General features: G+C 68.6%; 10 protein-coding genes. 2 read left to right on the forward strand and 8 right to left on the reverse strand.

Annotation, left to right across the window (positions count from 1 at the left end; translation table 11 throughout):
* Positions 1–71: 71 nt before the first annotated feature.
* On the forward strand, positions 72–596 hold the full coding sequence (yjgA, locus tag ACYJP6_RS05315) for a ribosome biogenesis factor YjgA (RefSeq protein WP_459473974.1): 525 nt from the start codon (positions 72–74) through the stop codon (positions 594–596).
* A gap of 35 nt (positions 597–631) precedes the next feature.
* Here yjgA and tldD read toward each other — a convergent pair whose 3' ends face one another.
* From tldD to mreB, 8 genes are all read right to left on the reverse strand, one after another.
* Positions 632–2077: a metalloprotease TldD gene (tldD, locus tag ACYJP6_RS05320; RefSeq protein ID WP_145004581.1), complete on the reverse strand. Its 1446-nt coding sequence runs from the start codon at positions 2075–2077 to the stop codon at positions 632–634.
* Positions 2078–2205: 128 nt separating this feature from the next.
* Entirely contained in the window at positions 2206–3042 is an 837-nt protein-coding gene (locus ACYJP6_RS05325; RefSeq protein ID WP_459473976.1) for a carbon-nitrogen hydrolase family protein, read from the reverse strand.
* Positions 3043–3100: 58 nt separating this feature from the next.
* A complete protein-coding gene (locus ACYJP6_RS05330; RefSeq protein WP_459473978.1) occupies positions 3101–6937 on the reverse strand; it encodes a YhdP family protein in 3837 nt (1278 codons plus the stop codon).
* 12 nt (positions 6938–6949) lie between these two features.
* On the reverse strand, positions 6950–8404 hold the full coding sequence (gene rng, locus ACYJP6_RS05335) for a ribonuclease G (protein ID WP_145004572.1): 1455 nt from the start codon (positions 8402–8404) through the stop codon (positions 6950–6952).
* A gap of 55 nt (positions 8405–8459) precedes the next feature.
* On the reverse strand, positions 8460–9068 hold the full coding sequence (locus ACYJP6_RS05340; protein ID WP_459473980.1) for a Maf family protein: 609 nt from the start codon (positions 9066–9068) through the stop codon (positions 8460–8462).
* A gap of 83 nt (positions 9069–9151) precedes the next feature.
* Positions 9152–9640 carry a rod shape-determining protein MreD gene (gene mreD, locus ACYJP6_RS05345; RefSeq protein ID WP_459473982.1) on the reverse strand — a complete coding sequence of 163 codons (489 nt, stop codon included), beginning with the start codon at positions 9638–9640 and terminating at the stop codon, positions 9152–9154.
* Entirely contained in the window at positions 9640–10785 is a 1146-nt protein-coding gene (mreC, locus tag ACYJP6_RS05350; RefSeq protein WP_459474285.1) for a rod shape-determining protein MreC, read from the reverse strand. Before mreC ends, mreD begins: the two co-directional genes overlap by 1 nt.
* A 126-nt stretch (positions 10786–10911) precedes the next feature.
* On the reverse strand, positions 10912–11949 hold the full coding sequence (gene mreB, locus ACYJP6_RS05355; RefSeq protein WP_007159533.1) for a rod shape-determining protein MreB: 1038 nt from the start codon (positions 11947–11949) through the stop codon (positions 10912–10914).
* A 231-nt stretch (positions 11950–12180) separates the two neighbouring features.
* On the opposite strand from mreB, the gene gatC reads away from it, so the two are divergent.
* Complete coding sequence (gatC, locus tag ACYJP6_RS05360) at positions 12181–12468, forward strand: Asp-tRNA(Asn)/Glu-tRNA(Gln) amidotransferase subunit GatC (RefSeq protein ID WP_145004561.1); 288 nt, start codon at positions 12181–12183, stop codon at positions 12466–12468.
* The last annotated feature ends 5 nt before the right edge of the window (positions 12469–12473 follow it).

The following is a 12473-nucleotide window of genomic DNA, read 5'->3' on the forward strand; positions in this document are numbered from 1 at the left end:
GCCGGCCAGGCCGGACAACCGTGCGGCAACTCGTTATGATGGCGCCCATTCTTAGCTGGACCCCATAGTTCATGGTTGATTCTTACGACGACGACGCGCCGCTGGGCGAAAAGAGCAAGACGCAGGTCAAGCGCGAGCTGCATGCGCTGCAGGAACTGGGCGAACGCCTGGCCGGCCTGCCGGCCGAGCAGCTGGACCGCCTGCCGCTGACCGATCCGCTGCGCAAGGCGCTGGCGGAGGCGCCCAAGCACAAGACGCACATCGCGCGCAAACGGCATATCCAATACCTGGGCAAGCTGATGCGCGACCAGGACCTGGACGCCATCCTGGCGCTGGTCGACCAGATGGACAGCTCCACCCGGCAGTACAACGAGCGGTTCCATGCCCTGGAGCGCTGGCGTGACCGTCTGATCGCCGAAGGCGATGCGGCGCTGGAAGCCTTCGTGGCGCTGTACCCGGAAACCGACCGCCAGCATCTGCGCGGCCTGGTGCGCCATGCCCAGCATGAGGCGGCGCACAACAAGCCGCCGGCGGCGGCGCGCAAGGTCTTCAAGTACATCCGCACCCTCGACGAGACCCAGCGCGGCCTGCGCTAGGTTTCCGTCGGTCATGGCCACGACCGGCAGCCGCATCAGGCGCCGGTGCCGCCCACGGTGATGGCGTCGATCTTCAGCGTCGGCTGACCGACGCCCACCGGCAGCGACTGGCCGTCCTTGCCGCAGGTCCCTACCCCGGCATCCAGGGCCAGGTCGTTGCCGACCATGGATACCCGGTTCATCACCTCGGGGCCGTTGCCGATCAGGGTGGCGCCCTTCACCGGACGGCCGAGCTTGCCGTTCTCGATCAGGTAGGCCTCGTTGGTGGTGAAGACGAACTTGCCGCTGGTGATGTCCACCTGGCCACCGCCCAGGCTGGCGCAATAGATGCCCTTCTCCACCGAGGCGATGATCTCGGCCGGATCGCTCTGGCCGGCGAGCATGTAGGTATTAGTCATGCGCGGCATCGGCAGGTGGGCGTAGGATTCGCGCCGGCCATTGCCGGTGGGCGCCACGCCCATCAGCCGGGCATTGAGCTTGTCCTGCATGTAGCCCTTGAGAATGCCGTTCTCGATCAGCACGTTGTAGCCGCTGGGGGTGCCTTCGTCGTCGATGGACAGCGAACCCCGGCGATCCGGCAGGGTGCCATCGTCGACGATGGTGCACAGCGAGGACGCCACCTGGCGACCGAGCTGGCCGCTGTAGTTGGAGCTGCCCTTGCGGTTGAAGTCGCCCTCCAGGCCATGGCCGACCGCCTCATGCAGCAATACACCGGACCAGCCGGCGCCCAACACCACCGGCAGGGTACCGGCCGGCGCCGCGCTGGCCTCGAGATTGACCAGCGCCTGGCGCACCGCTTCGCGGGCATAGCCCAGGGCGCGGTCGTCGCTCTGGAAGTAGCGGTAGTCGCAGCGACCGCCACCACCGCTGTTGCCTCTTTCACGACGGCCGTTCTGCTCGACGATGACGCTGACGCCCAGCCTTACCAGCGGGCGGACATCGGCCGCCAGGGTGCCGTCGACCGCGGCCACCAGGGTGCGCTCCCAGACGCCGGCCAGGCTGATGGTGACCTGCTGGATGCGTGGATCCAGGGCGCGGGTGGCCTCGTCCAGCTGCTGTAGGAAGGTAACCTTGGTGGCGCGATCCAGCACATCCAGGGGATTGTCCTGGCCATAGAGGCGTTGCGCCGGCTCCACCGCGCGAAACGCCTGGACCCGACCCTCGGTGCCGCTGCGGGAGATGGAGCGCGCCGCCTGGGCGGCCAGGTCCAGTGCCTCGCCGGTGATGGCGTTGCTGTAGGCGAAGCCGGTCTTCTCGCCGGACAGCGCCCGCACTCCGACCCCCTGGTCGAGGTGAAAGCCGCCTTCCTTAACGATGCCGTCTTCCAGCAGCCAGGACTCGGAGACGACGCTCTGGAAGTACAGGTCGGCGGCATCGATGCCGGGACCAGCCAAGCGCTGCAGGACCGGTTGCAGGTCATCCACCGCCAGCCCGCCGGGTGCCAGCAGGGCCGCGCCGACGCTATTCAGGTAATCACTCATGGAAACTCCAGACGACGCCAGCCAGGGCGTCGGAACGATGAAAGGGTCGCGAGCTGGCCTCTAGCCTACTCGCGGAAGTCTCGGGTCCCTGATGGAAATGACCAATGGCCGTCATTGCCGTTCGGCCTCTAGTGACCGGCCAGGCGCGCGGGCGCGAAGCGGCGGTGCTGCTGCACCGGCATCCGCCGCCGCAACTCGGCCTGACGCTCGGCATTGCGCTCGATGAGCAGGACGCCCTCACCACTGGCCTGCACGGCGAGCACCTCGCCCCAGGGATCGACCGCCATGGCATGACCCCAGGTGCTGCGCCCATTGGCATGGACCCCGCCCTGAGCAGCGCCCAGCAGATAGCTCTGGGTCTCCACCGCGCGGGCGCGGAGCAGCAGCTCCCAATGGGCTTGGCCGGTGGGCACGGTGAAGGCCGAGGGCGCGCTGATCAGCTCCGCCCCCGCGGCGCGCAGGGCGCCGTAGAGTTCGGGAAAGCGCAGGTCGTAGCACACCGTCAGGCCCAGGCGACCGACCGGGGTATCCACCACCGTAAGGGTCTCGCCGGCGGCATAGTGATCGGACTCGCGATAGCTGCCGTGGCTGTCGCTGACGTCGGCGTCGAACAGGTGCAGCTTGTCGTAGCGAGCGACCCGGCGGCCCTGGTCGTCGAACAGCAGCGAACAGGCGCAGGGCTTGCCCTCGGTGGCGCCTTCGGGCAACAGCGGCAGGGTACCGGCCAGCAGCCAGAGGCCGAGGTCGCGGGCCGTGCGGGACAGCCAGGGCAGGATCTCGCCCTGGCCGAGCGCCTCCGCCCGCGCCAGCTCGGCGGGTGCGGGATGGCCGATGGCGACGAAGTTCTCCGGCAGCACAGCCAGGCGCGCACCGCCGCCGGCGGCGCGTTCCAGCAGCCCCTCGGCGGCGCCCAGGTTGGCCGCCACCGCGGGGCCGCTGACCATCTGCAGAATGGCTATGGACATGCGGGCACTCCAGACAGGATCGCCCATGCTAAGCAGCGGTGCGGCCGCAGGGCAATGCTCAATCGCGCTTGCCGGTGGTCATGGTCGGATTCTGCCAGGGTCCTTCGATGTGATAGTTGATGCTGGCCATGCGGGTGATGCGGTCGCCGATCAGCCGGTCGACGATGAACAGTGCGCCGCCGATGGCGGGGGCCCCGGCGATCAAGGCCGCCAGCGGCAGGGAGTTGCTGACCGGCAACCCGACCTTGAGATTGGCATCGACGCGGTTGCTGGCCATGTCCAGCAGCCCCTGCAGGCTCATCTCCGCCCCCGGCCCGCTCAGGCTGATGGGCTTGCGGGTGCGGAAGGCGCCCTGGTCGGCGTCGAGCAGGCCGGTGATGCTGTCGTAGCTCAGGCCCTTGCCGAACAGATCGGAGAAATCCAGCCGCAGCCGGCGGCGGATGGATTCGAAATTGAGCAGGCCGAAGATGCGCAGCGCCGAGGCCGTGCCCTCCACCTGGCGCAGCTGGCCGTCGTTCAAGCGCGCATCGAGGCTGCCGTTGAGTCGCGCCAGGGCGACGTAGGCGGGCGAGCCGGGCCAGTCGACCCGGGCGTCCAGGCGGAAATCGCGGCTGGTCACGCTGGAGGCGAAGTTCCAGCCCAGCAGGATGTCGGCGACGTTGCCGCCCGACAGGCGCCCCTGGTAGTAGCTGTGGGTCGCGCCCGGTGCGCCTTCCCAGCGCAGGGCGCCCTGGACCTTGAGACCTCGCAGGTCGAGATCCAGGGCATTGAAATTGGCACCGGCGGGCGACGGCCTCAGCTGCAGGCGCTGGGCGCCGACCAGCCGGCCACCCAGCTCGAAACGATCGATGGCCAGGTTGAGCGCCGGCAACTTGCGCGGATCCACATCGGCCAGGGGGTCGGGACGCGGGGCGTCGCTTTCCACCGAGGGATCGGCCGGCGTCTGGGGGATACGCAGGTGCTGCAGGTTGATGTCGATCGGCTGCCCGGTCTGCCGCGGTATGCGCACCTGTCCGGCAATGGTCTGGCTGGCCAGCCCCAGTTGCCAGGCGCTGTCCTGGGGCTCGTAGGTGAGCCGCAGGTTGTCGATCTGCTGGCCGAACGCCAGGAAGCGCCCGAAGCTCAGATCGCCGCGCCCGAGGCTGGAGACGTCCGGCAGGTTGCGACCGCCCTGCCCTGCGCCACCACTGCCGCCGGGGCTGCCGGCGACATAGCGCTGGTAGACGTCCTGCCAGGCAGCCAGGTCGAATTCCTCCAGCTGGCCCCGCAGGTCGTAGCCGGGGCTGGCCGGCAGGTTGGCGGTGCCGCCGCCCAGCACGATCTCGCCACGGCCCTTGGCGATGGCGGCGGGATCGAGCAGCAGCACGGCATCGGCGACCCCCTTGTAGGTCGCCTCCACCCGCCGTTCGCCGTCATCCAGGCCCAGGCTGAAGAAGCCTTCGCGGCTGTCGTCGGCCTTCTTGCCGAAGGGCGCCGGCAGGTCGATGGTCACCCCGCGCAGATCCGAGGTGACCGCCAGCTCGCTATGGTCGGCCAGGGTCAGGCCGAGGCGATAGCCCAGCAGGCCACGCGCCGGCAGGGGGCGTCCTTCACTGCCCAGCCAGCGCGCCAGCTGGTCCACGTCGACGCGGCCGTCCACCACCAGGCGGGTACGGGGCTGGTCGGCCTTGCCCTCGGCCAGGGCCTGGCCGCGGATGGGCTGGTCGAAGGCACGGGCCTGGATGTCCGGGGCGCTCAGGCCGCTGCGGGTATCGTAGCGAAAGGTGCCGCGCAGGTCGGTCAGGAGCAGCTTGGGATCCGCCAATTCCAGGCGGGCCTTGTCCGGGGTCAGGTCGACCACCACCACCGGTGGCTGGCCCTTGGCGAGGGGAATATCCAGGCTCAGGCCGCTGTTGGGGAGGGCGCCCTCGCCCTTCCAGCCGGCGAAGACCTTGGCGGTCGGTAGCGGCGTTTCCTGGAGGATCTTCAAACCATCGCGCAGGCTACTGTCGAGCCGCGCGGCGAGGCGCAGGTGCGGTACGCTGCCATCGTGCAACAAGGGGATGCGGGCCTCGACGTCGCGTACCCGGGTATCGAGGATGCGCCCCTCCGGCACCTGGACCTTGACCCCGTCGCTTTCGATGAAGACGTCGCCGCGGGCTTCACGCAGGGCGGGCCAGCCAGGTTGATAGGCCAGCTGGGCGTCGTGGACCCGGAAGAACAAGCTCATGGTGCGCGAATGCGCCGGCGAGCCGTGGCGCAGGGAACCCTGGTACTGGTAGATGCCTTCGTCGATCCGCCCACCGACGATGGCGGTGCTCAGCCACTGGGCGAGCTCCGGGCTGAAATCCGTCGCCGGCAGCTTGGTCGGCAGGTACTTGCGGGTATAGCTGGCATCGCCGTCCTTGAGGCCGACGCGCAGGTCCATGTAGCTGTCCGCCTCCGGGTGCAGGCCCAGCTGGATGTGCATGTCGCCGCTGGCCGCGCCTTCCGGCCCGGTGACCTGCATCAGGGCACTGCCGAGGGTGAAGCGCTGGTCGTCGAGGCTCCAGGTCAGGAGCGCCTTGGCGGTGCGATAGCGCCAGGGCTCGGGAAAGAGGTCGCTGAGGTGCAGCAGGAAGTCGGTGGTGTCGAGGCGCAGTTCGCCGCCGCCGAGACTGCCGCTCAGGCTGCCGGTGACGCCGTCGGCAGCCGGCGCGCCGCGATAGGCGGCGAAGCCTACCCGCTCCAGGTTGGTCGCGTAGGTGAGGCGCTCACGCAGGGGCTTCTGCGGATAGAGGTCGGCATTGAGGTTACGTAGCTGGCCATGGGGCGCCAGGGCCTGGAGCGCCTGGGCCACCGGCGCCGGCAAGGGGGCGAGATCCCGCACCAGCCGTCCGGCCTGCCGGAGATCGAGCTGGTCGCCGCGCAGCTGCAGGTGCTGGGCATTGCTGTCGTAGGCCAGGGCATAGCGGCCTGCCAGGGGCTGGCCATCGAGTTGCGCCTGCAGCGCCAGCGCGCCCTGGTAGCGACCGGCGTCGGCCGCCTGTTGGGCAGCGTCCAGCGTCACTGCCGCCAGCCGTACCTCCGGGTGGTCGGCATAGGCAAGCGCAAGTTCCTTGGCCTTCAGCCGCAGATGGGACCGCTGCAGGCGGCCTTCCGCCCAGGCGAACCAGAGTTCGCCTTCGGCCTGGGCGCGCCGCAGTTGCCACTGCCGGGTCAGGTCCGCCGGCACCCAGCGGGACCAATCACTGGCAGGCAGGCTGACGTAGCCCTCCAGCGCACTGGCCCGCCAATCGTCCGGCCGTGGCTTGGCGCTGAAGCGGGCGGCCACCGTGCCGCCATCGGGCAGTCGGAAGCGACTCGCCAGCAGCAGAGCGCCGTCCAGCTGCCGGGACAGGCTGGCCTCGACGTACCTGAGGGTAACCGGCGACCCCTGCCGGGGAATCAGGCTGAGCTGGGTATCCAACAGGCTGGCATGGTCCAGGCGCGCCAGGGTCTCGAGCAACGGCCCCACATCGAAGGGCTTGGCCGCCGCGGCACGCGGCGGCAGGCCGCGCAACTGCCATTGCCCCTGGGCATCTTCCTGCAACACCAGGTGGACGCCGTCGAGCTGTAGCGACTTGAGCCGCAGCTGGCGATGCCAGAGGCTGCCGAGCACATCGGGCACCACCTTGAGGTGATCGAGCTGCACGGTTCGCTCGCCCTGCCCCAGCGTGAGGTCACGCAGGATCAGCACCGGATTCCACAGCGCCCAGCGCCCTTCGAGGCGCCCCAGCCGCACCGGCTCGCCCAGCGCGCTGGCGGCACGCGCCTCGACCTCGTTGCGGTATTCGCCGACCCAGGGCATGAGCAGCCGGCCCAGTCCCAGGTAGAGGGTCACCAGGGCGAGCAGCGACAGGCCTAGGATCAGGACGCCGCGCTTGAACACAGCCATCAACGGCGGAACCTAGAGCAGCACGACATCGTACTGCTCCTGGGAATACATGGTTTCCACCTGGAACTTGACGGTACGGCCGATGAAGGCTTCGAGGTCGGCGACGTTGCCCGACTCCTCGTCCAGCAGCCGATCCACCACCTTCTGGTTGGCCAGCACCAGGTAGGAGTTGGCCTGATAGGCCCGCGCCTCGCGGAGGATCTCGCGGAAGATCTCGTAGCAGATGGTCTCGGCGGTACGCAGGATGCCGCGGCCCTGGCAGTTGGCGCAGGGCTCGCAGAGCACCTGGGACAGGCTCTCGCGGGTGCGCTTGCGGGTCATCTGCAACAGGCCCAGCTCGGTGATGCCGATGATGTTGGTCTTGGCGTGGTCGCGTTCGAGCTGCTTTTCCAGGGTACGGATCACCTGGCGCTGGTGCTCCTCGTCTTCCATGTCGATGAAGTCGATGATGATGATGCCGCCCAGGTTGCGCAGCCGCAGCTGGCGGGCGATGGCGGTGGCCGCCTCCAGGTTGGTCTTGAAGATGGTCTCTTCCAGGTTGCGATGGCCGACGAAGGCGCCGGTGTTGACGTCGATGGTGGTCATGGCCTCGGTGGGGTCGATCACCAGATAGCCGCCGGACTTGAGCAGCACCTTGCGCTCCAGGGCCTTCTGGATCTCGTCTTCCACGCCATAGAGGTCGAAGATCGGCCGCTCGCCGGGATAGTGCTCCAGGCGCGCCGCCACCTCGGGCATCAGTTCCTCGACGAACTGGCCGATGCGCTGGAAATTCTCGCGGCTGTCGACGCGGATCTTCTCCGTGCGCGGCCCGACCAGGTCGCGCAAGGCGCGTAGCGCCAGGGTCAGGTCTTCGTAGATGGGCACCGGCGTCGGCCCCTGCAGGTTGCCGGAGATCTGCTGCCAGAGGCGGCGCAGGTAGCGGATGTCGGCGAGGATGTCCTCTTCCCGGGCCGCCTCGGCGGCGGTGCGCAGGATGAAGCCGCCCTCGTGCTCGATGCCCTCGCTCTCCACGCAGCGCGTCATGATGCCCTTGAGGCGTTCGCGCTCGGCTTCGTCCTCGATCTTCAGCGAGATGCCGACGTGGGAGGTGCGCGGCATGTAGACCAGGTAGCGCGAGGGGATCGACAGGTGGGTGGTGAGGCGCGCGCCCTTGGTGCCGATGGGATCCTTGGTGACCTGGACCACCAGGGTCTGCCCCTCGCGCACCAGGGCATTGATGCTTTCCACCGCGGCGCCTTCGCGCTGGGAGATCTCGGCGGCGTGGATGAAGGCCGCGCGGGCCAGGCCGATGTCGACGAAGGCCGCCTGCATGCCCGGCAGCACCCGCACCACCCGGCCGCGGTAGATGTTGCCGACGATGCCGCGTCTCAGCGTCCGCTCGACGTGTACTTCCTGCAGTACGCCGTTTTCCACGACCGCGACGCGGGACTCCATGGGAGTGATGTTGATGAGGATCTCTTCGCTCATGGAGGACTCTTGGACGTCGTGGAAGGGCGGAAGGAGGACCGAGGCGCCAGGCGCCTCAGGGCTGGGCGGCTGGCAGTCCGACAGACCGCCAACAAGGGATGGCGAAAGCGCTCAGCAGTTCCGCGGTTTCGCACAGCGGCAGCCCTACGACGGCGCTATAGCTGCCGTGCAGGCTACGCACGAAAACCGCGCCGGCACCCTGGATGGCATAGCTGCCCGCCTTGTCCGCCGGCTCGCCGGTGTCCCAGTAGCGCTCGGCCTCACCGGGCGCCAGGGGGCGGAATTCCACCTCGGCGGACACCACGCGACTCAGGCAGCGCTCGCCATCGGCGACGGCGACGCCGGTCACCACCCGATGGCGGCGCCCGCCCAGCGCGGCGAGCATGGCCAGGGCGTCGGCGCGATCCCGGGGTTTGCCGAGCAGCTGGTCGTCGAGCACCACGCAGGTATCGGCGCCGAGCACGCAACCATCGGCGGCGCCGGCCAGGACCTGCCAGCCCATGGCCGCCTTGGCGCGGGCCAGTCGCTCGACGTAGGCGTCCGCCGCCTCACCGGGATGGGAGGTCTCATCGACCGTCGCGGCGACTTTCTGGAAGGCGACGCCGATCTGTTCGAGCAGTTCGGCACGGCGTGGCGAAGCGGAGGCAAGGTAGAGCTGGGGCATCGACAACGACCGGACGACAAGGGAATGACGGGAGCATGCCAGCCCAACGCCGGTGAAACCAGCTTGACGCGGGGGAAAGCCGGTCAGTTGACACCGAATCTGAGGCGCAGCCCGCGGAGCAGCAGGTAGATCCACGGCCAGAGCAGGGCGCTGACCAGCGAGGGCGTGAGAAAGACCAGGGTCGGCGGGCGGCTGCCGGCCAGGGCGTTGAGCCACAGCGCCAGCAGCTGGGCGATGCCGTAGACCACCAGCAGCACGAAGCTCTGCTGCCAGATGGGAAAGGCGCGCAGACGCGGCGCCAGGGAGCGGACCAGGAACACCACCAGGCTCAGCACCAGGGCGGTCTGGCCCAGCAGGCTGCCGTAGAGCACGTCCTCGGCGATGCCCATCACCCAGGCGGTGAACAGGCCGACGCGGTGCGGCAGGGTCAGGGTCCAGAAGGTCAGCAGCATGGCCAGCCACAGCGGCCGGCCGATCTCCATGAACTCCGGCATGGGCACGACGGACAGCAGCAACCCGACCAACAGAGTGAGCCAGATCACCCACCCGTTGTGGCCGATGCGCAGCGCCATCAACGATCGCCCTCGTCCGGCAGCTCAGGCGCCGGATGCTGGGCCGCGGCCGGGAGTGGCGGCAGCTTCTTCTGCGGCGGCGTGGCGGTCGCGGCCGGTTGGCCGGTCGCCGGGGCGGCGCCATGGGCCGGCGGCTTGGCCGCTGTTGTGGCATGGCCCCCCGCGTTACCCTGGCTGGCCGGCGGCTTGGTCGGCGCGGCCTGGCGACTGCCAGTGGCGGCGCCCTGCGCCGGGGTCGCCGGGGCGGCGGCCGGCTGGGCCGCGGAAGCACCGGCCGGAGCCGGATTGGCCGGGGCGGCCGGGCGCTGCGCGGCATGCCGATCCGCCGCTTCCTGGGCCTCGGCGGCATCGTTGGCGCGCTGCTCCGGGGTGCGGGTGTCGCTGAACACCAGCAGCATGTAGCGACTGCGATTGAGCTTGGCCGTGGGGATGGCGCGCACCACCGCGAAAGGCTGGCCCGAGTCGTGGATCACCTTGGACACCGTGGCCACCGGGTAGCCCGCCGGGAAGCGCTGTCCCAGGCCGGAGCTCACCAGCAGGTCGCCTTCCTTGATGTCGGCGGTGTCGGCGACATAGCGCAATTCCAGGCGCTCGGGGTTGCCGGTGCCGGCAGCGATGGCGCGCAGGCCGTTGCGGTTGACCTGCACCGGAATGCTGTGGGTCACGTCGGTGAGCAGCAGCACCCGGGCCGAATAGGGCATCACCTCGACCACCTGCCCCATCAGGCCGCTGGCGTCGAGCACTGGCTGGCCGACGAAGACGCCGTCCTTCGCGCCCTTGTCGATGATGATGCGATGGGTATAGGGATTGGGATCGACGCCGATCAGCTCGCCGACCAATACCTTGTCATCCACCAGGGCGGCGGAATTGAGCAGTTCGCGCAGGCGGACGTTCTGTTCGGTGAGGGCGGCGAGCTTCTGCAGGCGCCGCTGCAGCAGCAACTGCTCGGCCTTGAGGCGCTCGTTTTCCGCCATCAGCTCGGTGCGGCTGGAAAACTGGTCGCTGACACCTTCCCAGGCGCGCAGCGGAAAGCCCGCCACCTCGTAGAGGGGCGAGAGAACCAGCGCCATTTCGCTGCGCACCGGTTTCAGATAGTCGAAACGGGCGTCGGTGACCATGACACCCACCGAAATGGCGGCCAGGATCAGCAGACGAATGCCCAGCGCCGGGCTTTTGCTGAAAATCGGCTTGATGGTGAGTTCCTCGCAGAACGCGCCCGACGACCCGACCGCCAGCGGCGACCGGATCGGGGCCTGTAGCCTGGAACTGCCTTATTCGGTGGACAGCAGGTCCATGGCGTGGCGATCCATCATGTCCAGCGCCTTGCCGCCGCCACGGGCCACGCAGGTCAGCGGGTCCTCGGCGACGATCACCGGCAGACCGGTTTCCAGCGACAACAGCTTGTCCAGGTCACGCAGCAGAGCGCCACCACCGGTCAGCACCAGGCCGCGCTCGGCGATGTCGGAGGCCAGCTCCGGCGGCGACTGCTCCAGGCAGCTCTTCACCGCCTGGACGATGGTCGCCAGGGATTCCTGCATGGCTTCGAGCACCTCGTTGGAATTGAGGGTGAAGCTGCGCGGTACGCCTTCGGCCAGGTTGCGGCCACGCACGTCGATCTCGCGGACCTCGCCACCCGGGTAGGCGGTGCCGATTTCCTGCTTGATGCGCTCGGCGGTGGATTCGCCGATCAGGCTGCCATAGTTGCGACGCACGTAGGTGACGATGGCTTCGTCGAAGCGATCACCGCCGACCCGGACGGATTCGGCATAGACCACACCGTTCAACGAGATCAGCGCGATCTCGGTGGTACCGCCACCGATATCGACGACCATGGAGCCATGGGCTTCCTCGACCGGCAGGCCGGCGCCGATGGCCGCGGCCATCGGCTCCTCGATCAGGAACACCTCGCGGGCCCCGGCGCCCAGCGCGGATTCGCGGATGGCGCGGCGCTCGACCTGGGTCGACTTGCAAGGCACGCAGATCAGGACCCGCGGGCTGGGCTGCAGGAAGCTGTTCTCGTGCACCTTGTTGATGAAGTATTGCAGCATCTTTTCGCAGACGCTGAAGTCGGCGATGACGCCGTCCTTCATCGGGCGAATGGCGGAGATGTTGCCCGGCGTCCGACCGAGCATGCGCTTGGCGTCGGTACCGACGGCGACGACGCTCTTCTGGTTGCCATGGGTACGGATGGCGACGACCGACGGCTCGTTGAGCACGATGCCACGCTCGCGGACATAAATGAGGGTGTTGGCGGTTCCCAGGTCGATCGACAGATCGCTGGAGAACATGCCACGCAATTTCTTGAACATGAGGTGACCCTAGGCGGTGACAAGCAGGCACGCGACAGGACAAACGTGCGGGTAAAAAAGTGCGGCAGACTCTAACAATCGCAGGGATTTAGGGCAAGGCGCCGATATGCTAGATTGAGAGCTTTTCCGGGCCGTTAAGCCCCCGTTCAACGCGGCGCCCGACTCGCCCAGCCCGTCTCCTGCATACGCGGCCGCCAACCGGGTCACGCCGCCTTCCTGCTGGAGAAGCCGATGGCGCTCGAACGCACCGACGTCGAAAAGATCGCTCACCTGGCCCGCCTGGGTCTCGACGAAGCGGATCTCGCCGCTACCACCGCCACCCTCAACGACATCCTCGGCCTCGTCGATCGCATGCAGGCCGTCGATACCACGAACATCGCCCCCCTCGCCCACCCGCTGGAGGCCACCCAGCGCCTGCGGCCCGACCAGGCCACCGAAGGCGACCGGCGCGCGGCCTACCAGGCCATCGCCCCGGCCGTGGAAGCCGGACTGTACCTGGTCCCCAAGGTGATCGAGTGAGACAC

It is taken from the genome of Pseudomonas sp. No.117, from assembly GCF_054558395.1.